11 protein-coding genes are annotated in these 21,191 nt (G+C 54.6%); 8 read left to right on the plus strand and 3 right to left on the minus strand.

Translation table 11 applies throughout. The features are described from left to right. The first annotated feature begins 101 nt into the window (after positions 1-101). Genes galE through DCC24_RS08340 form a run of 3 tightly spaced genes read left to right on the plus strand, consistent with a single transcriptional unit; the run spans position 102 to position 7,082 of the window. Positions 102-1,094 carry a UDP-glucose 4-epimerase GalE gene (galE, locus tag DCC24_RS08330; RefSeq protein WP_110099469.1) on the plus strand — a complete coding sequence of 331 codons (993 nt, stop codon included), beginning with the start codon at positions 102-104 and terminating at the stop codon, positions 1,092-1,094. 3 nt (positions 1,095-1,097) lie between these two features. After that, positions 1,098-2,717, plus strand: coding sequence for a heparinase II/III family protein (locus DCC24_RS08335; protein WP_110099470.1), 1,620 nt, complete (start codon positions 1,098-1,100; stop codon positions 2,715-2,717). 27 nt (positions 2,718-2,744) lie between these two features. After that, entirely contained in the window at positions 2,745-7,082 is a 4,338-nt protein-coding gene (locus DCC24_RS08340) for a glycosyltransferase (RefSeq protein WP_110099471.1), read from the plus strand. A 104-nt stretch (positions 7,083-7,186) separates the two neighbouring features. On the opposite strand, the gene DCC24_RS08345 is transcribed toward DCC24_RS08340, so the two are convergent. Next, on the minus strand, positions 7,187-8,104 hold the full coding sequence (locus DCC24_RS08345; RefSeq protein ID WP_110099472.1) for an ABC transporter ATP-binding protein: 918 nt from the start codon (positions 8,102-8,104) through the stop codon (positions 7,187-7,189). Further along, positions 8,082-9,002: an ABC transporter permease gene (locus tag DCC24_RS08350; protein WP_110099473.1), complete on the minus strand. Its 921-nt coding sequence runs from the start codon at positions 9,000-9,002 to the stop codon at positions 8,082-8,084. Before DCC24_RS08350 ends, DCC24_RS08345 begins: the two co-directional genes overlap by 23 nt. Before the next feature lie 1,069 nt (positions 9,003-10,071). On the opposite strand from DCC24_RS08350, the gene DCC24_RS08355 reads away from it, so the two are divergent. From DCC24_RS08355 to smc, 3 genes are all read left to right on the plus strand, one after another. Next, on the plus strand, positions 10,072-11,499 hold the full coding sequence (locus DCC24_RS08355) for a hypothetical protein (protein ID WP_146206307.1): 1,428 nt from the start codon (positions 10,072-10,074) through the stop codon (positions 11,497-11,499). Between the two features lie 215 nt (positions 11,500-11,714). Next, positions 11,715-12,878: a non-hydrolyzing UDP-N-acetylglucosamine 2-epimerase gene (gene wecB, locus DCC24_RS08360; RefSeq protein ID WP_110099475.1), complete on the plus strand. Its 1,164-nt coding sequence runs from the start codon at positions 11,715-11,717 to the stop codon at positions 12,876-12,878. A gap of 31 nt (positions 12,879-12,909) precedes the next feature. Then, complete coding sequence (gene smc / locus DCC24_RS08365) at positions 12,910-16,509, plus strand: chromosome segregation protein SMC (RefSeq protein WP_110099476.1); 3,600 nt, start codon at positions 12,910-12,912, stop codon at positions 16,507-16,509. On the opposite strand, the gene DCC24_RS08370 is transcribed toward smc, so the two are convergent. Then, on the minus strand, positions 16,478-17,785 hold the full coding sequence (locus DCC24_RS08370; protein ID WP_110099477.1) for an MFS transporter: 1,308 nt from the start codon (positions 17,783-17,785) through the stop codon (positions 16,478-16,480). The two genes, smc and DCC24_RS08370, sit on opposite strands and share 32 nt — an antisense overlap. Before the next feature lie 111 nt (positions 17,786-17,896). Here DCC24_RS08370 and ftsY point away from each other — a divergent pair, with 111 nt between their 5' ends. Further along, positions 17,897-19,096: a signal recognition particle-docking protein FtsY gene (ftsY, locus tag DCC24_RS08375; protein WP_233487817.1), complete on the plus strand. Its 1,200-nt coding sequence runs from the start codon at positions 17,897-17,899 to the stop codon at positions 19,094-19,096. A 299-nt stretch (positions 19,097-19,395) separates the two neighbouring features. Beyond that, a complete protein-coding gene (locus DCC24_RS08380; protein WP_110099478.1) occupies positions 19,396-21,165 on the plus strand; it encodes an N-acetylmuramoyl-L-alanine amidase in 1,770 nt (589 codons plus the stop codon). The last annotated feature ends 26 nt before the right edge of the window (positions 21,166-21,191 follow it).

Raw genomic sequence — 21,191 nt, forward strand, 5'->3', positions numbered from 1 at the left:
GGTTGACGGTTGCCCTCCTCGAAGTTTTTGGCGAATAAGATGTCGTCAGCAGAGACAGCCATATTTGACCGCATGGAGGACAAGGAGTCGAGGAGAGGGAAATGCGACTTTTAGTGACGGGCGGGGCCGGCTACATCGGTGGCCATTTCGTCTCCCGGGCTCTCGAGCTGGGAGCTTACGATATTGCCGTGGTCGATGACCTCTCCACGGGGCTTCAGAGGCGCGTGCCCTCGGATGTGCCGTTATATCAACTCGATCTGTCGGCCGATAAGGCTGTTGAGCAGCTCAGCAAGATTCTTTCGGACCATCAAATTGACGCCGTGGTGCATTTTGCGGCGAAGAAGGCTGTCAACGAGTCCGTCGAGCAACCCGAGATGTATTTTCGAAATAATATCGGTGGGCTCGTCAATCTGTTGAGTGCTATGAGAGACTCAGCCGTTCAGAAGATCGTTTTCTCTTCGTCCGCTTCGGTGTATGGACAACCATGCGAGTCGGAAGTGTTCGAAAACACTGCCTGTCATCCCATCAACTCCTATGGCCAGACCAAGCTCATCAACGAGCAATCTCTCCACAACGCGGAACGGGCGTGGGGGCTGTCCGCCGTGGCTTTACGCTATTTCAACGTCGCTGGCGCGACGAGTTCAGAACTTGCTGACACCACCACCACGAACCTCATGCCTGCTATCCGCAATATGCTGACGAGCCACGGTGTGGTTTCAGTCTACGGAGATGCCTATCCCACTCCTGACGGCACCTGCATTCGGGATTATGTGCATATAGAAGATCTTGTCGATGCACATATTGTCGCCCTTGACGCACTTGGCCAGCCGAATGCGACAGGGGTCTATACATATAACGTAGGCACAGGTATCGGAAGTAGTGTTCTGGATATCGTCCATGCATTCCAGAGAGTTCCAGGGGTTGACCTGGAGTATCAGATCGCGCCTCCACGCGATGGGGACGCGGCGACAGTAACTGCCAACGTCGATAAAATTCGCGAAGAACTGGGTTGGAAAGCATCTTACGGGGTCGAAGACATCGTTGAGTCCGTTGTTAAGCACCCTCCGTTGGCGACCGAACCGACAGAAGGGTGACAGATGACACTGGACTATTTATTTCCGAAACGCAACATGCTCGCCATGCGCGACGCGCGCTCGCGTTTTGTTGACCGTGACCTGATGACTATCCAACCACGACAGACCTTGCGACTTGAGGATGGTCAGGTGTGGCGTCACCGACGTACCCGTAGTCTGGCTCGGCAAATGCACGGTTGGCTTTTTTATTATTATCTTCGCCCGTTTCATATCGATTTAGACGATGCTATTGCGGAAAAGTTAATATGGCTACTCCATACCTGGCGTGACGTAGTGGGGTTACCTCCTTCCCGGATTCCAATGTCGTACCACGATGAGTCCACTGCTCAACGAACTATCGCGTTGTGCTGTCTGCTGGACGACTACGGTCCTTTGCTCAGCGCCTCGGATCAGACTTTCGTGAAGGACATTATTCGCGAAGGCGTTGATCTTTTGGTACAAGACGAATTCCATAGCGCCGGAACGAACCACGGGATGTTCCAGGACCTCGCCTTGATGCTCGCCAGTAGCTACATTGACGACAACGAAGGTTTATATGATTTAGCGTTCGGGCGATTGACTGCCTACTTCAAGAGCAGTTACACGGCCGAAGGAGTGCATAAGGAACAGTCCCCCGACTACCACGTCATCGTGAGTCGCCATCTGAAAGAATACAACCAATTACAAGGCCAGCAAGCGTCGACGACGGAACAATCCTTACGAGAAGTCTTCAAAGCCTCTGAAAGATACGCAATCGCAACCATCAGCCCCTTGGGCTCCTTTGCGCCTGTCAGCGACACCCCGCCTGGGCCGGTTCTTGGTAGAGGATATGGTCGGGTCTATAACTCGGACTCATATAGGTATGCGTTGACCCAAGGTGCACTTGGCACTCCGCCCGATTTCGACCGGTTCATTGCCGATGAAGCTGGTGTGGCAATATTTCGTGAAGACTGGCGAGATCTTGATTCTTTGTATCTGCATTTCGTAGCCGCTTATAACTCCGACTACCACAAACACAGCGATGAGCTGAGCGTATACCTCGTCTACAAAGGGCTCGAGATTCTCAGGGAAGCAGGCCCTAATGGGTACGAGATGTCTGATCCGTATACTATTTATGCTTTCTCTAGTTTCGCTCACAATACGCTTATCGTGGATGGCGAAGGACTACCTCGTATCGACCCCACAAAAATGGACAAGGTAGGGCTACAGCAAGTCGAGCAACAGGGGATGTTCGACGTCAAAGGCTTCAACCACCGCTACGAGGGCGTCAAGCATAGTCGCAGAGTGACCGTTCAACCACAAGACGATCAGCCGAATGATGCCAAACGCCACGTACGGATTATCGATACGATTGAGTCTGCTGATCTCCATCAGTACACGTTGCTATGGCATTTCGGACCCGATGTCAGAGCCAGGCCATCGGGCGATACCGTGGTCATCCAGAACGCGTCGAACGAAAATCTTGGGCACCTGAGATTACGTTCGGAAGGCGATCTCAAAATTGTTCAACGCCGAGGCGAAGAGACCCCTGATATTCAGGGCTGGTATTTTCCCAAGAATGGTGTTCATAAACCAGCGGACGTCCTTCAAGTGGAATTTTCCGCAGCGACTCGCGAAGTAACGACTGATATATACCTGTACTAAATAATTGTGGAGAGCTGAAAAGTTATTATGCTTGGTTTGTTCAGACGGTTTAGTCGTAAGCAACAGCTTGTTGTTGGTTTCTTTGGTTTGGTGGCGGTTGCTGCAACTGTCTTGGCATTTTTTATAGACCTGGCAATCTTGGTTGTTGCTCTATTCTGGCTATTGGCGCTCTTGGCATTCGTGATGGTTATGTTCCTCCGGCGCCTTAATGCAAAGGTCGTGCGCTTGACGAGAAACTCTGTTCGGCGCGCAGGTGATGTCCGAGGAAGGGTATTGCCGACAGCAGCCAGCAATCTCTCCTCGAAAGAATCCCTGGAAAGCCTGAGAGACCGGTTTCAGAAAAAGCCTACGGTGAAGAACGCATTGCCCTATGCAAATAAGGTCTTGAACGTCCAAGGGAACATCTCTGAAGCGAACAGTATCCTCGACAGTGTTCCAGAAAGCGCCGTGCTGGGCGATGGAGAGAAAAAATTTGTTCAGCGTGTTCGGTCCTTGCATAAGTTACTTGACAAGCCTGTCGAGCTACCTCAGAAGCACTATACGTGCAATTATTTGCCGGTTCAGAATCGGATTCTCTATGCGGTTGGCATTTCGCCCGTGTCCAATAGCAATGGCTACACGACCAGAACCCAGGGGATTGCACAGGGGCTCCAGTTGCAAGGCGCTGACGTCATTGTCGCCCCACTGCCTGGTAAACCGTGGGATAGGCGCCCGTCGACAGGCTTTAAAGTTCCTCAAGAAAAGCGTCGCTATCAGCAACAGATCAATGGTGTCCATTATGTTCACAACCCCGGACTCAAAAGCTGGGAAGGCGACATTGGCGTTTTCTTGCAAGTCAGCGCAGACGCTTACGTACGCGAGGCCATGATCGACAAGCCTGAGGTGATTGTGTCAGCGTCAAATTACCTCACTGCGCTTCCGGCCCTGATGGCTGCACGCCGACTCGGGGTGCCCTTTGTCTACGAAATGAGAGGCTTCTGGGAAGTCACAGCGGCGTCTAAGAACCCAGCGTGGGCCGGATCTGAAAAGTACGCACTTGACCGCCGGCTTGAGTTTCAAGTTGCCAGCGAGGCTGACCACGTCGTGGTCATCACAGAAGAAATGAAAGACGATCTTGTCGAACGTGGAGTCAACGGGGACAACATTTCCGTTGCTGCAAACTCGGTGGATATCGATAAGTTCTTTCCTCAAGGTAAAGATCTCCAACTGCTCAAGAAGCTCGGATTCTCCCAGCCTGAACTGCCTGTTGTTGGCTTCGCCGGTAGCGTCACCGAGTACGAAGGGCTTGATCTGGTGGTTGACGCACTCTCCGCTATTCAAGAAGAGGGAGATGAATTCAACTTCTTGGTCATTGGTGGTGGATCTTATCTGCCCGAACTCAAGAAACGTGTATCCGAGGCTGGTTTAGAACCTCGCACCAGGTACCTCGAGGGCATACCGAATGCCAACATGCCGACTTATCTGTCGAGCATCGACATTTTCCCGCTAGCCCGGAAATCGTTGCCAGTCACTGAGCTTGTTTCTCCGCTCAAGCCTTTGGAAGCTATGGCCGTGGGGCGTTCGGTGGTGTTGTCTGATGTCTCGCCACACAGAGCTTTCTACGGTACAGACGAAGATAAATCACGGGCTTTGAGCTTCGCGAAGGATAGTGTCCCTGAACTGAAGGAACAGTTGCACCGGCTCATCCGAAACCCGGAACTTAGAGACCAGCTCGGTGTACGCGCTCGTCGCTGGGTAAGAGAAAACCGCACGTGGAAGCAGACAGGTGAGATCTACTGGTCTGCGCTCCAAGAGCTTTTGAGAAGTCAATCGCAACTAGCGAAGAGCTCTTCTGAACGGCCGTTGGATTCCTACACCGTTGCCTTCATTGGTGATACGTTTACCTCCGAGACGTTCCTACCCGAGCTGACAGCGATTCGGGTCACGCCCGATGACTGGCGGGAACAGTTCGCTCACAACGACATTGATGCTGTCTTCATTGAGTCTGCCTGGCAGGGTAACGACAAAGCGTGGGAAGGCATCATCGGATACTACGACGACACGAGTCACGCGCCAATTGCTAACCTGATTGATCATGCCCAAGAACACGGCATTCCCGTGATGTTCTGGAATAAGGAAGATCCAGTTCATTACAACCGCTTTAAGCGTACGGCTGCTCGGTGTGACTACGTGTTTACTACTGATGCGCGCACGATTGTCGACTATAACGCTGAACCAGATAACCGCATTTCGGCCGTCGCGTCGGCGCCTTTCGCAGCTCAACCAATACTGCACAATCCGTTGCCGAGCACTCGTGAACGCGAAGACACCATTGCCTACGGTGGCACGTATTATGGCGACAAATATGCCACACGAAAGCAGGGCCTTGACTTTCTCTTCTACGAATCAGCTCCGTACGGGCTGGCTATCTATGAGCGGGTGCATAACGACCCGAATTCGCCCTATCGGCTTCCAGATCGCTTCCGTCGCTACGCTCGACAGAGTTTGAGCTACCCCGAGATGTGCCAGGCCTATAAAGCACACCCGATCCATCTCAACGGGAACTCTGTTGTGGATTCTCCCTCGATGTTTTCGCGCCGAGTTGTGGAGATTACTGCATCCGGGTCAAGCGTTCTTAGCTCGCCTGGTCGTGGTGTCGATGAAACTTTCGCGGGTACAGTCCCCACCGTTGAAAATCCCGACGAAGCCAATAGTGTCTTGAAACGCTGGAAATCGTCCGAGGAAGCCCGGCACAAGGATTTGTGGAAGGCCTTGCGACATGTTTACGAGGCCCACACGTGCGCCCATCGTTTGGTGTACATGATGCGCGTCGCTGGGTTCCTCGTAAGAGCTCCCAAGCTGCATCCCTTTGCCGTGGAGTGCTCGGCGAGTGATATCCCCGAGTTCGAGAAGCAGTCAGTACGTCCTGACATGTATTTGCTTGACGAAGAATTCGACGGTCAAGAAGTCGCTGGCCAAGTCGTTGTAGCGCCCACGGCACAGTCGAAGATGGACGCATTGCGCGAGTACGACATTCGACATGTCGTTAAGGCGGCCAATTCCATCGGGACCTTGAGCCGAAACGATGTGGAAGACCTTCTCAACGGCCTAACCTTCGGCGATTGGAAGGCCGTCGGAAAGCAGGCTGTGTCTTGGTCGCCGGGAAACCTATTTGTCCCCGTTGCCACGTGTTCGGCAGCCATCAACAGTAGGCTTGTTCTCTTCGAACGCGACACTTACGCGCAAATTTTAGAGGGTGAAACTCCTACTCTCGACGACGAGGACGTTTTCGCATGGCAGATTGTCAGAGACAAAAAAGAGCAAGTAGACTCAACGAAAACAGCAGTTACTACTAGTTCTGCTAGGAACGTTTCCCTCGCTGGTCCTGATGAGAGCTCGCAAACCGTCCTTATCGCTGGACACGATTTTAAGTTCTTTATCGAGATCATGAATGGTATCCAAAAGGCGGGCCACCGTGTCCGAATTGACCGATGGGGTGGCCATAGCATCCATGATGAACAACAAAGTCGACGTCTTCTCGATGGCGCTGACGTGATCTTTTGTGAGTGGTCGCTGGGCAATCTGGTGTGGTACAGCCAGAATAAGCTTCCGGGACAAAAACTCATCACGAGGGTGCATGCCCAGGAACTGAGAACGAAGTTTCTAGACCAAGCAATCCTCAAAAATGTTGATGCGTTTATTTTCGTCTCGCCGGTAGGGATGCGCAGGGCGCAGGTTCGCTATGGTATTCCGACGTCTAAGAGCTTCGTCATCGGCAATACGTTCGATATGGGCCGATTTCTCACCTATAGAAGCGAGATTAACCCGAAGAATATCGGCTTTGTCGGGTCTGTTCCGCAGTCCAAACGGTTCGATCGAGCTTTGGACATCATCGAGCAACTCGCATCTAAGGACCAAGAGTATAAGCTGATCGTCAAAGGGAAAGAATATACGGAGTATCCCTGGTTGCAGGATAGACCCGCAGAACAGGAGTACTTCCAGAGGGTTTATGAGCGGATCGAATCCTCACCGGTGTTAAAAGACGCTGTAGTATTTGATGGCCACAGTCCTGACCTTGCAGAATGGTATACCACCGTCCCCGGTTTCATTCTGTCGACGAGTGATCATGAAGGAACTCATCAGGTGGTTGCTGAAGGAGGGGCTGCGGGCTGTGTTCCGGTGATCCTACCTTGGGCTGGAGCAGAGCAAGTATATGGAACACGGTGGCTTGTTGACGATATCGACAGCGCTGTCCAGCGAATTCGGTCGCTGGCCGCAGATCCCCAGGCTCTGCTCGACGAGTCATATGCAGTTCGTGACTATATGCATAAGCATTTCCGTCCAGGAGTCATCTCAGGAAAAATCTTGCGGTTGATTGAGAGCTAAAACCCGTAAGGTCCCGCATATCTCTGCCCCTCCCAGTACATCGTTGGGAGGGGCAGAAGTGCGTTTAGGCTAAAGATGACAGGACGCCATGAGGTATGGCCTCGTTATGATGGCTGGCCGTCTTCCACAATGTCGTCAATCCGATCCTGGAATGTCTGCATGTGCTTTTCCTTCACACCCTGGGCGACATTTTCGCCGTGGCGCCGCAACGCATTCATGAAATAGCTGTAGTGCTTCATCACCTCGTCAGGTTCGCCATCTTCGACAACTGCACCCTTATCGAGCCAGATGACTCGAGTACACATTTCACGAATTGCAGAGGGCGAGTGGTTAACGAGGAATCCCGTACCGGAGCGGGCGATCAAGTCCTTCATGGCCTGATTCGAGCGTTGTCGGAAGGCATCGTCACCGGTGGAAAGGGCCTCATCGATCATCAAGATATCCGGGTCTGCCGACACAGAGATCGAGAAACGGAGCCGAGCTCCCATACCGGACGAGTAGGTACGCATCGGCATCCGTACGAAGTCACCAATGTCTGCCAGTTCGACAACCTCGGGCACTTTCTCTTCGACCTGTGCCGGTGTGAGTCCCATGGCCAATAGTCCGATACGAATATTGTCGATACCGGTGAGGTTCGGCAAGAGTGCGGCGCCAACACCCAGTAGCTGCGGTGTGGAGCGTGCCACGACCTGGCCTGAGTTCGGAGTCTCGACACCGGCGAGAACCCTGAGCAAGGTACTTTTACCCGACCCGTTTCGCCCTACGAGCCCAATGAATTCACCTTCGCGCGCTGCCAGCGAGATCCCTTTCAGCGCCTGAAACGATGTCTTCTTGCCGCGTGACTGAATTAATCCGCGCTCTTTGCCTTCATCTAAAATCCGCACGCGGTAAGTGAGCTCAATGTCTGTGGCGAGCATCGTGAGCTCTCCGAGCTCTGTCGTGGTTGGTGAAATGGTGTCCTCGCTCTCGTCCGGTTCCGGGGTGGGAGAGTTCTTAGGCTTAGACGTTTCGTTCGCGACCATAAGATTCCTCTCCTTGCCAAAACACTAGAAACCCAGCGACAAACAACACAACGGCCCAACCGCAGAGAACCAACCAATGCTCGACTGCTGGCACCGTGCCATCAATGAGTATTTCGCGGTACATCAGTAAGACGGTGTAGATCGGATTCAGCTCGATTATGGCTTCCAACGTTGGATATCTAGTCGTAAACCGGGTGATCGGAAAGATCACTCCAGAGCCGTACATGAGCAGGCGAGTTAGAAAAGGAATCACCTTACTCAGGTCAGGGAAAACGACCGCCAGCCGAGCAACAAGTAGCGTGATGCCAAAATTTAGGACGACGTGAATGAGCAGAATGATGGGGAAGAGGAGCCAACTCCACTCTGGAAGTTCGTGGGGAGGGATAGCCATGATGATCAAGAACATCATCAAAAAGGCCGGGCCTCTTTGCAACAAATCGTAGAGAGCCTCTCCTAAAGGCAGCGCCATCCGCGGGAACTTGAAAGCCCGTATCAGTGAGCGAGACGACGCGATCACCTTGCTACCGGTTCCCAAGGCACTACCGGTCATCTGGAACATGAAGACACCAATAATGACAAAGGCCACAAAGTTGTCCATGCCCCGATCGAATTGCAACAACAGCCCGAAGATAATCCAGTAGAAAGCTGCGTCGAGAGTTGGGCGAAGAACCAACCAAAGTGGCCCCAGCTTGGCGTCGTCGTTGCCCGTAACAACGCGGCCTCGCGACTGACGCCAAATGAAGTGACGCCGTTGCCATAGCTGACGAATATACTTTCCGATTCCAGGACGCCCTCCGATGGGAGTGAGCTTGTCTACACCTGGATACGAATCTTTTACGGCCGAAACGAACTCAGCGGTTTGTGGATGACCCGCTTCCTTGTCGTTGGTAGACGCCATACTTCTCGCTACAGCCTTTCCTGCTCCTCCACATACAACGGCATCAAGAGGTCTTCTTTGTGCCGTTGCAGGGAATCTGCACCTTCACATTGAGACTACATTGTATCGCCACGGCGAAACGATCTTGCCAGATGCTAGGAGGGTCGTCCGAACTGGGAGGTAAATGGCAGAACGAGGATCACCCGTGCAGATAAGCTGAGGTATTCGCCGAAGCTGATAGTTTTGTAGGGATGCCGGGTCAAACCAGCCATTGAGTGAAGCTACGGCCACAGATGGTTGTGCCCAGTCGATATACCCCCGAGCTGTCGTTCAGAAGGCAACCATGAATTCTCAGTCCTCATCCGTCGTTCGCGCTGTGCTGATTGATACCCGAGCTCGGACCATCGAAGAAAGTGCGGTCCCGGGTAAGTGGAAGCCAAATACGAAGGTTGCGGAGTTCGGTGGACTTGCTTTGACAGGCAAACAGCTTTGCCGGGGAGAATTTGGGTTCGCTCACCCCGAGAATCTCACGATTGCCGACTTGCGTGATGCTCCTGGGGAATGGCTAGCCATAGCTAGTTCTCGACACCTGTTGTCAGGAGTGAAACACCTTGTTTTTGCCGATCGCTTCGGATTTGGACCAGTCTTTTATGCAATTATCCCTAGGCGTGGGGTGGTCTTGTCGGATAGCTTTATCGCCGTTGCGGTTGCTCTTCGAGAGTCCGGTGTTTCGGTTCATCTGAATCTCAGTACATACGTTGCCGCTCTAACTAGTCGTGGCCGGACTGCCGAGGGGATGAGTGACTCGACGACCATGGCAGAACAAATACATATTCTCGAGCCAGATTGCGTCCTCGAGATTACCGGTCGCCAAGCGACCATCCGTCCGCGGGTTACACTGGGGGGCTCTGAGACAATCAATGACTACACCGACGCCGTGTCGTTAGGCATAGAGCTAGCCAGAGAGTCCTTGACGACTGCAGTGAATTCGTTGTCCGCTCGGAAAGTTATCACCCTTTCCGGAGGCGTTGACTCCCGGCTCGCTCTAGCGCTCCTGACACTGACTGGTGCTCATCAAGACTTCAAGGTCTTGACGTTTGACCCACGAAGATATGAGGGTAAGAAACGTAAGGTTTACGGGCGAGATATTCAGCTCGCCAATGCGATTCGCGCTGATCACGGCATGGAGTGGTGGGGCCCTACTGAACAGTGCGGTTTATCCTTATTGTTCAGTGAGCGTGTCTTCACCCATCAAATACGCGATTCGAATCGCAACTACGAGATGTTTCTGTCCGATTTTTCAGGAGAATACGCCATTCCCCAGATGACGATCCGCGGAGGTGGAGGAGAGCTACTTCGCGTCCCGGGGTCTGCTGAAGGTCTGGCTAACCGTGTTTTCCGGGAACTTGGAAAGGGCGTATCGATGTCGGACCCGCGGGTCTTCAACTTTTTTCTCCAAGCGCACAGCTACCCCCGGCTTGCGAATAAGCACTTCAAACCATTAGTTGCTGAGCATTTCGAAAGAACCTTTAAACGCTCTAGGGGATCCGACCTGTTCCAACGCCTCGACGGATACTACTTTCGGACTAGGAATAGGTACCATTTCGGTATCACGCGACAGGCTTTAGACAAGCGCGAAGTCCCCTTGTTTCCACTGGCTAATCCTTACTTTTTGCAAGCGTCGCGACTCGCTGAATTCCACGAAAGAACCCAAGGCAAGCTGGTCAAAGACATATTCCAGGCTTCGGCGCCCCAGTTGCTGAAGTACCCTTTCGACAGTGATCAGTGGACAAGCCGTCTCACCACTGCAGAGCTGAAAAAGGTGCCGGACGACGACTCATGGCGCGAATCGTATGATGTAGCGGATAGTGGCAAAACCGTACAGATTCGACGCGATGAGGCAGACGCGCAGCGCTTCACATTCAACGCTCAGCGAGCTGGAGATCTCTTCATCCGTGAAGGGTTCGCGACGATCGTTGGACACGCTCCAGAGCAGTTTCAAGAGCCTCTGCAACAACAACATGAAGCAGTATTAAGGACGATGGAGCAGGGTATACTGAACAGATCAACCATTCTCGGAAAAGTCGCCTCGGCCTTGGATGTCGTGACGCCACCCCCACCCGAGATCGCCTCACTGAAGACCCTATCGGTTCCAGGACTTTCTGCGGACGAAACCGCTCCACGAACCAAGGTTCGGCTGATTACAGATCTGCGTGAATCATCGGCCGCACTGTCTTATCCTGATCCCACTAGTTCAGTGACAACCGTGCAACGTATCCATGGGCGAATACTTGTGGCTAACGATTTCGCCAGTGTCGAACCGAGTGAGTATGAATGGGCTTTCTACCTGTATCGCGATGGGACAGAAATCTCCGAAGTTTGGTACCAAGACACTCCTCGGTACGCTTTTACTGGCGTTGAGGAATCGGGGAGATATACAGTTCTCACGTTCATCAGAAGAAAGGACAGCCCGCAAAACGTGATAAAGGTACCGAGCACCAGCGCGATCAGTATCTAGCCCGGGGAATGTCGGCGATCACAGTGATCACAGTGCAGTCATGCGGGTACTAAGGAAAGGATATCGAGAAAGGTCATATGTTTATCTCGGCCCTCCCAACGAAAATGTGCTGATTAGGGTGGTAGCTGTGTAGGGTTGTCTCGGCATACTAAAATGAAATCACCGGCTCACTGCCGCGTGAGGTCGTTGTGTCGTAGTGATGTAGGAGTAGAGACATAATGAAAATCATGCCGGTCTACGGCACCCGCCCCGAAGCGATTAAGATGGCCCCGATTGTGAAAGCTCTTCAGGAGTCGGATCAATTCGAGTGTGTGGTGACCGTCACTGGACAACACCGGGAAATGTTGGACCAGGTGAATGAGCTTTTCGGAATCACTCCCGACCACGACCTCAATATCATCCAGCCCCGCCAGACCCTGAACATGGTGATGGCGAAAACCATCAATGGTCTCGACGCGATCATGGATGAAGAGAAACCCGATGCCGTGGTGGTCCAAGGTGACACGTCGACTTCCACAGCTGGCGCCATTGCCGCCTTCAACCGTGGTGTGCCAGTGGTTCATGCCGAAGCCGGGCTCCGTAGCTTCAATATCTTTTCCCCGTTCCCGGAAGAAGCGAACCGGAAGATTACCTCCCAGATTTCTTCTCTTCACTTAGCACCGACCTCGGTCAGTCGCGATAACCTCCTCCGTGAGGCCGTCAACGCGCACGATATCTACGTCACCGGTAACACGGTCATCGATGCCCTGCTTGAAGTGGTGGACCAGCGTGTTCCGTTCAGTGAACCTGCTTTGCAAGAACTGATCGAGCAGGTAGACCAGGGACGAAAGGTCGTCCTCGTCACGACTCACCGCCGTGAGAACCAGGGTGATGCGATGCGCGGTGTCGGCCGAGCATTGGCACGACTGTCGGACTCACACCCGGACGCGACCATTGTTTTGCCAGCCCATAAGAACCCTGTAGTGCGTGAGGCAATTCTGCCGTTCCTGGAAGGCAAAGAAAATGTCATCGTCACCGAGCCGTTGGCATACGGGGAATTTACCCACTTGATGAACCTCAGCACCGTCGTCCTCACCGACTCCGGTGGCGTTCAGGAAGAAGCACCAGGTCTTGGCAAACCGGTGCTCGTGATGCGCGAGAACACCGAGCGTCCCGAAGCGGTGACCGCCGGAACCGTCCGACTGATTGGTACCGCCGAAGAGCGCGTTGTCGAGGAAGTCTCCGAGTTGCTCACAAATGACGAGGCATACGCCAAGATGGCCAATGCGGTAAACCCCTATGGTGACGGCCGGGCCGCACCGCGTTCTGTCTCGGCGATTGCAGAGCTACTCGGCGTGGGCTCTCGTTTACCACAATTTGACGACGGACTCGGTGAATAAGGGCTTATTTGCCGTCCGGTGTGACGTGTAAATGTATCTGAAAAAGCTCGAGGTTCGAGGGTTTAAGTCCTTCGCTTCCAAAACTACTTTCGAATTTGAACCTGGGATCACCGCCGTCGTCGGCCCCAATGGGTCGGGGAAATCAAATGTTGTCGATGCACTGGCCTGGGTGATGGGCGAGCAGGGTGTGAAGAACCTGCGCGGTGGCAAGATGGAGGACGTCATCTTCGCAGGCACCTCAGGTCGCCAGGCTTTGGGGCGGGCACAGGTGACCCTGACCATCGATAATTCTGATGGTGCCCTCCCGATTGAATACTCCGAAGTGGCCATTTCCCGCACCCTGTTTCGAGCCGGCGGATCCGAGTACCAAATCAATGGGTCACCGGCCCGACTGCTCGATATCCAGGAGCTTCTCAGTGACTCGGGGCTCGGTCGAGAAATGCATGTCATCGTCGGTCAGGGGCAACTCGACCGCATTTTCCATGCCACACCGGAGGAGCGACGGGGGTTCATTGAAGAAGCCGCCGGAATTCTGAAGCATCGTCGCCGGAAAGAACGGTCGGTTCGCAAACTCGATGCGATGCGTGGGAACCTGGACCGAGTCAGAGACCTCACTGAAGAAGTCCGTCGCCAGCTAGGACCACTCTCGCGTCAAGCCGACACGGCACGCAAAGCCCAGCGCATCCAGTACGACGTGCGTGATGCCCGAGCCCGCCTGTTGGCTGACGACGTTGAACAGCAACTTCGTGTAGTGGCAGATCTTGTGGAACAAGATCGTGGCCATGACGAAGAGCTCTCCGTCGCCAAACAGAACATTGCGCTGGTCTCTGAACAAATCGCTTCGCTGGACCAAGAACTCGACGACATCATGCAAGCGGCCACCGTGGCTCGTGAACACCGGTACGGGCTCAACGGACTGCAGGAACGGTATCGGTCGTTGCTGTCGGTGACCGACGAACGGCTGCGGACCGCGTCGGCACCGATTATGAAAACCTCAACTGCCACGACCGAGCAGGCCCAAACCCAGCTTGACCAGGCCACCGAAGAGTATCAGCAAATTTGTGAGACGAAAGCAGAAACCGAGCAGGCCCTGACGCGTGCCACCCAGGAGAAAGACGAGGCCGAGCGCGCGGCACGAATCGTCGCGCAAGCATATACGGATGCACTCCAGGAAGAAGCCCAACGCCACCGCGCTATCGCCTCCGCAGAGGCTAAGCTGGCCACGGCCACCGCTGAGTTGGAAGCACTGAAAGCTCAGTGGACGCACGTGAGCGACGAAACAGGATACCGCCAGAACACTATTCAAGAGCTGGAAAACAAACTTTCTGGATACCACACGCAGGCCGAGGAAGCAGGCCAGCAGCGTGCAGAGATGGAAGGCCAGCTCCAAGAAGCTGACCAGAAGTTGTCTCAGAAGCGGGCAGAGTTCGACGAGCTGACGGGGCACCTGACCGTACAGAATCGTGAGTATAGTGCTATCCAGGCTCGGATCGAGGTCCTGAAGGATTCGTTGGAGCCGGAGAAGGGGTCGGCTCGGGCGTCCTTGAAGAATGTGGCCGTTACTGAGCTGAGTACTCAATTTGTGGTGTCAACCGGGTGGGAACGCGCCATAGCGGCGGTGCTACCGATGTCGGTCGAACAGCTCTGGGCCGACGACCCGCAAACTGTGAAGGTGGCCGTGGAACTATTACAACAGGCCGAGGTGGAAACCACACGGATTTACTCTCCCTCCGCCCACCGGGAAAGTGACTCAACGGGCCATCAACTCCCTGAGGGGCTGAGCGCTGCGGTGGATCATGTCTCCGTACGTGAGTCGCGTGTTGGTTCCGCCGTGACCGCGACACTGCACGAACTCTTTGGACACGTTGTGCTGTGCGAAGACCTCGAGGACGCTGCACGCGCCATGCAACGGTTAGACGAGGCGGGTTTGAATAGTGGCGATTTTCTGATCGCCACCCGCGCCGGCCACCTGGTGACGAGCCTGTGGGTGCAGGTCCACGGTGCCGGCGGAACCAGCCACGTGGAAGCACGCGGTTCCCTCGACGATGCTGAAAAGACCGCCAATCGGCTCAAAGCAGAAATTTCGACACAACAGCAACGGGTTGAGCAACTACGCGAAGCAGTGCGTGCCTGTGAGCAGGCTCGCAACGAGATCCGCGAGAGAACAGATGAAGCTCGGCGTGGCGAGACGACGTACCGGGAACGGATGGCTGCAACCAAGACTAGTTTGGCTCAAACCGTTCAGAATAGTAAGCGTTCTGAGCAACAACTGGAGGAACTGGCCGATAGAATCCAGACTGCTCAGGACCGGCTCACCGGTTATCAGGAGGCCTATGACACGGCCGTTGCTGCAGAGCAGGTAGCAGCGCAACAGCACACCTCAGAAGATTCGCCGAGCGAACAAGAAGCCGAGCGTGCAGAGGCTCGCGCCGTCGAAGCTCGACGGGCTGAAACGGATGCGCGGCTGGCGTTGCGAACTCAGGAGTCGACTGAACAACAGGCACAACAACGCGTGGAACAAGCCCGGCGGAGGCTATCTGCTGCTCACCTGGCAGAACAAGAGTATTCCCGCGCGCTACACCAGCAACGACACCGAGTCTCTCACCTCGAACAGGTCCACGTGGCCGTAAATACAGTTCTGGAAAAGATCGGTAGTTCGGTTCGTCGTGCTGAGGTTGATGAGCAAGAGTTCGCGGCCACTCGTGAAAAAACTCAGCAACGTCGGGAAGCTCTGGTTCACCGACGCCAGCAGGCTCAATCTGATCTCGAGAAACTCAAAGAACGTACCCACGCTCGTCAGCTTGCCCGCCAGGAGCAAGAAATTAAGCTCGAGCAACTCAAACAAAAAAGTCTGGACACTTTGGGGTACACCCACGACTATCTGGTCGCGAATTTTGGGACCGACCAACCAATCCCCGAATTTAACGAGGGCCAGCAAGATCAGGACGAGGCTGTATCGTCGACTGCTTACCGTCGAGACGAACAGGAGAAACGCTTGAAGAAGGCCGAGCGTGAATTGCGCGCGCTCGGCAAAGTCAATCCGCTGGCTTTGGAAGAGTACTCGGCGGTGCAGGAACGACACCAATACCTCAGTGAACAGTTGGAGGACCTAGAGAATTCTCGCAGGGACCTGTTGCAGATTATTGAGGATGTCGATGCGACGGTGCTCAGGGTCTTTCGAGAAGCCTTCGAGGATACCTCCGCTCAGTTTGAGCATGTTTTCTCCACGCTTTTTCCCGGAGGTGAAGGAGCGCTCGTCCTGACCGATCCGGAGAACATGTTGGAAACGGGCATTGAAGTCCATGCCCGTCCGGCCGGTAAAAAAGTCACGAGGCTATCGTTACTCTCTGGAGGCGAGCGGTCGCTAGCCGCCGTTGCGCTACTGGTGTCGATTTTTAAAGCCCGGCCTTCACCCTTTTATGTGATGGATGAGGTAGAAGCTGCGCTGGATGACGCTAATCTTTCCCGGTTGCTGACGATCTTTAAAGAACTCCAACGGGACTCGCAGCTGATTATTATCACCCACCAACAGCGCACGATGAACATCGCCGATGCTCTTTACGGTGTGTCAATGCGTGGAGATGGGGTATCCCAGGTCATCAGCCAGCGTCTGAGTCATGACGAAACGTAACAGTGGCTTCTGACTGAGTCGGATCAACCTTCGGTAAGGACCCGGTCCGGGGGCCTCCCGGAGTGATCGGGACGTTTGTCTCAGGGGAAAACGTCCAGACCAGTGCCGCGGTGACCAAGATCACCCCGGTGAGGCCAAATCCCCAGGCGTAGCCAGCGACATCGACAATGAATCCGACCAATAACGGTCCGGCAATGCCGCCGACATCGGATGCCATTTGGGCTGTCGCCATCACAGTTCCTGCCTTCTTGTCTTGACCCACAATGTCAATAATCGCAGCTTGTTGTGGAGCGTTGAGCAAACCCGTTCCGGCACCGGCGATGGTATTGAGGGCTAAGAATAACCAAGGGTTAACGAACACGCCGAGCACGCCAGTTGTCACGCCAGCGATGAATAATCCGCAGACAATGAGCGGCTTACGCCCAATCCGATCGGAGAGTCTCGACGAGAAGGTCACAGCAATCACGTTGCCCACGGCGAATAAGGACAACCCGACCGCCGCGGTTTGCGGACCGTCGAGGAAGAAGGTCATTCCCGCGAAGGCCGAGGCGGCAAAGAGGGGAGTCACGGAGTTTCGCACTCCGAACGCAGACCAGCCATTAGCAAAAAATGATGTCAGCGTTGCCCGATAAGAACTGTTGTTCAGTGCCTGCCTGAGCTTCATCGCCGGTCGGTCGTCTGGTGCCGGTCGATGCGTTTTACTGCGACCGACCCCGGTGAGGGTGAAGAAGACGACCGATGCGGCGACTACAAGGGAGCAACCATAAATGATAAAAGGAGCGCGAGGCCCCAACCCTGCAAGAGCACCGCCGACGATGGGACCAAAAATATTGCCTAGCAAGAAAGAAGAAGCATATGCGCCAGAGATCCGCCCGCGGATTGTTGGGGGAGACTTACGGGCCAGATACGACATCGCGGAAACGGTAAAGAGGGTGGAGCCAATGCCTCCCAAACCACGGAAGATGAGAAGTTGTGGGTAGGTCTGAGCAAGGGCCACCAAAAACATCGACAGCGCCACAATGGTGACGCCGGTGGTGTAGACATAGGGTTCACCAAATCTACTGGTTACTTTTCCGGAGACCGGAGCGAAGAGGAGGCGTGCCAAACCAAAGGAAGACACCACGGCTGAGACCGCAAATGCCCCGACACCAAACGACTCTGCATACAAAGGAAGAATCGGGGCAACGATACCGAACCCGATCGCGATGAGGAAGGTCGCCGTAATGAGGACTTTTAGCTCTGCTGGAATTTTCGGGACATCGCGATCTTGGGGCATATAGTCGATTCAATCACGAAGCCCGGATTGATTCGGTTGTCCTCAGTGTGGTCTTAGCAACGGGCTGAAACTGGCTCGGCAAGAACCCGGAGAATATGAAAGACTGAAGAGGTGGAAATCCTTATTATCAGCGCCGTTGTTCTGCCCGTCTTAGTCGGTCTGGTGTCGACGTTTGTCTCGGATCGACCTGATGAAACGAAGGTGGTGTACACAACCACCGCAACTCCGGAGGAAGTTGCTCCATCTCCGGAGGATGTTGCAGAAACTGCCGTCCCAGATGAGACACCGGTTCTGCCTCCATCGGAGGAAGCTCAGGCTGAGACCGAAGTCGACGAGCTTGAGACTGTCATCGAGGAGCCGATTGCTCCCGAGCTGGAGAAACCAGAAGCAGCCAAGACCCGTTTGGGGCGCCTGCGTGCGCGTCTCGTGAAATCCAACAACATCTTTTCCAAAGGGTTGCTAGCCCTTCTGTCCCAGGACGACATTGATGACGATGTGTGGGATGAAATCGAAGAGACTCTGTTGACCGCAGACCTTGGTTCCGGTCCCGCACTGGAACTTGTCGATAAGCTCCGTGAACGAGTCACCGTTGAGGGCACGAAAGACACCGAGCAAGTCCGTGAGATGCTCCGCGAAGAACTCATTAACTTGGTAGACCCGACGATGGATCGTCGTCTGGCCGTATCGCGTCAAGAAGGCCTTCCCTCCGTTGTGATGGTGGTGGGCGTTAACGGAGTGGGCAAGACCACCACTGTCGGTAAAATTGGTCGCGTTCTCGTGGCTGAAGATCATTCGGTGCTCTTTGGTGCAGCTGATACATTCCGTGCAGCTGCCGCCGAACAGCTGGCGACGTGGGGGTCCCGCGTTGGGGTTGAGACGGTACGTTCCGAGGCAGAAGGAACCGACCCAGCCTCAGTCGCTTTCGACGCCGTGCAGAAGGGCATCGAATCTGAAGTCGATACCGTGATCGTCGATACCGCCGGACGTCTGCAGAACAAGGGTAACCTCATGGACGAGCTCGGCAAGATTAAGCGTGTTTCTGAGAAACAAGCGCCAGTACGAGAAGTACTTCTCGTCATCGACGCCACAACCGGACAGAATGGCCTGACCCAGGCAAAGGTCTTTACCGAAGCTGTCAACGTTACAGGTATTGTGCTGACCAAGCTCGACGGATCTGCTAAGGGAGGCATCGTGGTCGCAATCCAGCGTCAGCTGGGTGTTCCCGTCAAGCTGATTGGCCTGGGCGAGGGTGCCGACGACTTGGCCCCGTTCGACACACACGGTTTCGTTGACGCGCTGATAGCAGAGTAACCTCCGTGGCACTGACTCAGACCATCCGGACAGGTGGCGTCTTATCGACGTGCCCCAGTCCTGTGAGTTGATTCAGTGACATGGCAACGATTGAAGCCCTCTTCCCGGCCAGGAGCGATTGGTGAACCGGCTCGCTTCTGTCTCGGTGGAGGGCTTCAGTTGTCCGGGGGTCGCATCGCTCTTAATGCAAGGCGATCGGCTTTGAGATTGTCTCACTGCGGTAGCATGACGGTTGTCTAATTAGACACTTCTGTCTCACTGTCTTCACATTTCTCTCACACCCCTTGGATAGGCCCCTTATGCCTGGCTTCACTTTGCGACAAAAGCTCACCGTTTCATTCGTTCTTCTTGCTCTCGGTGTCTCCACCGTCAGTCCAGCAGTAGCCGACACCGTTTCTGTTGCGGTTCACAGCCAAAATGCTACAGTCGACGAGCCTGCCGAAACCGCCGAAGGACCTGCAGAGGCTGACCTTCCTGAGGCGGAGGTGCGCAGTGAAGATAGCCAGGTATTTTCTATCGATGGTGTCTCTCGGGAAGCCCTTCCCGAGGGCGAAGAGATCGAAGCCGAGACCTCGCCCGAGCCCCTGAACGCAGAAGCCCATGAAGAGGGGGACAGCCCGGCGACGAACGAGGTTTCGGAGGATCCAACTGAGTCTGCCCTGAGTGAGTCTGCACCCACCGACTCGGAATCCACCGAGTCTGAACTGGCGGAACCCGAACCGGTCGATGCTGACCCGAGCGAGAACGCTGTTGAGGACGATGAGACTGTAGCAGACCAAGAAAACAGGCAAACGGTTACCGATGCAGCGGAAGGGTCGGAACCGGCGACTGATCGTGAAGAAGACCATCTGAGCAAGTCTGCTCTGGATGGGGAGAGCGACGAAGGCGAGCTGTCTGCGCTGACTGTTCCTCTGGAATCCATTGATTTCGTGATTGCCGGTGTGACCTGGCATCGATCCACTTCTGAAATCGTCACTAATGTTTCGATCCGCGTTCGTGAGCAAGATGGTTGGTCTCAGTGGGAATCACTGGAGATCATTGATGACGCAATGGCCGAGGGCGATGTTATCGGTACAGAGCCGCTTGCGACCACGGAAGCAGACGCCGTGCAGGTTCGCGTCAACACCGAATCAGGTGAGGTTCCGTCGGGCCTGGAGATTACGCTGATCGACCCCGGTGTTTCGGATAATGATGGCGCTGTGGTTGCCAACACCGCCAGCCATGTTTCCACCAGCAAGAAGAACCCTAGCGTAGGTCGACCAACGATCGTCCGAAGGTCGCAGTGGGGTGCCAACGAATCCTGGGTGTCTCCCAGCAAGCAATCCAGCACGCTCAAAGCGATGTACGTCCACCACACAGCAGGGACCAACAACTATTCGCGGTCACAAGCTTATGCGCAAGTTCGCGGTATCTATAGCTACCATGCCCGGACGCTGGACTGGGGAGATATTGGATATCACTTCCTCGTCGATCGGTATGGAACGATCTACGAAGGCCGCAAGGGGTCGATGGATTCTTTGCCGATAGGAGCACAGGCCGGAGGATTCAACACAGACACTATTGGTGTCAGTGCCATCGGGAACTTCGAGGCAGCTACTCCGCCGACAGCTATGGTGAACTCGCTGACACGGGTTCTGGCGTGGAAGGCGCACCAGTACGATCTCAACCCGCAAGGTAAAACAACACTTGTCTCGCGCGCTTCTCCGGGCTCGACCGCGCGTTATAAGAGCGGCACTCGCGTTTCGTCGCCCGTCATTCTTGGCCACCGCCGTACCAACGCTACTGCATGCCCCGGGGCTCGCCTGAATGCGCTACTGCCCAGCATCCGGTCGAATGCGTCTTCCAAAGTTTCCAAATTTGAATCCTCTGTGAAGACATATCAGTATGTGACCTCGTCTGGTCCGATGCGTGCTGGTACGTCGTCGAAGACTCGTCGGATTGGGACGGTTCCGGCTGGTGAGCGTGTCCATGTGTTGGGTACGAAGGGTTCGTGGACCCAGGTGGTTGCCACGGTGGGTACTGGTTGGGTTCCTTCCCGGGTGCTGAGCGATAAACCTCCCAAGCCCTAACCCCTACTCGGCATCAAGGCTAGTCG

Source organism: Auritidibacter sp. NML100628, from assembly GCF_003185985.1.
GTDB classification, from domain to species: domain Bacteria; phylum Actinomycetota; class Actinomycetes; order Actinomycetales; family Micrococcaceae; genus Auritidibacter; species Auritidibacter ignavus.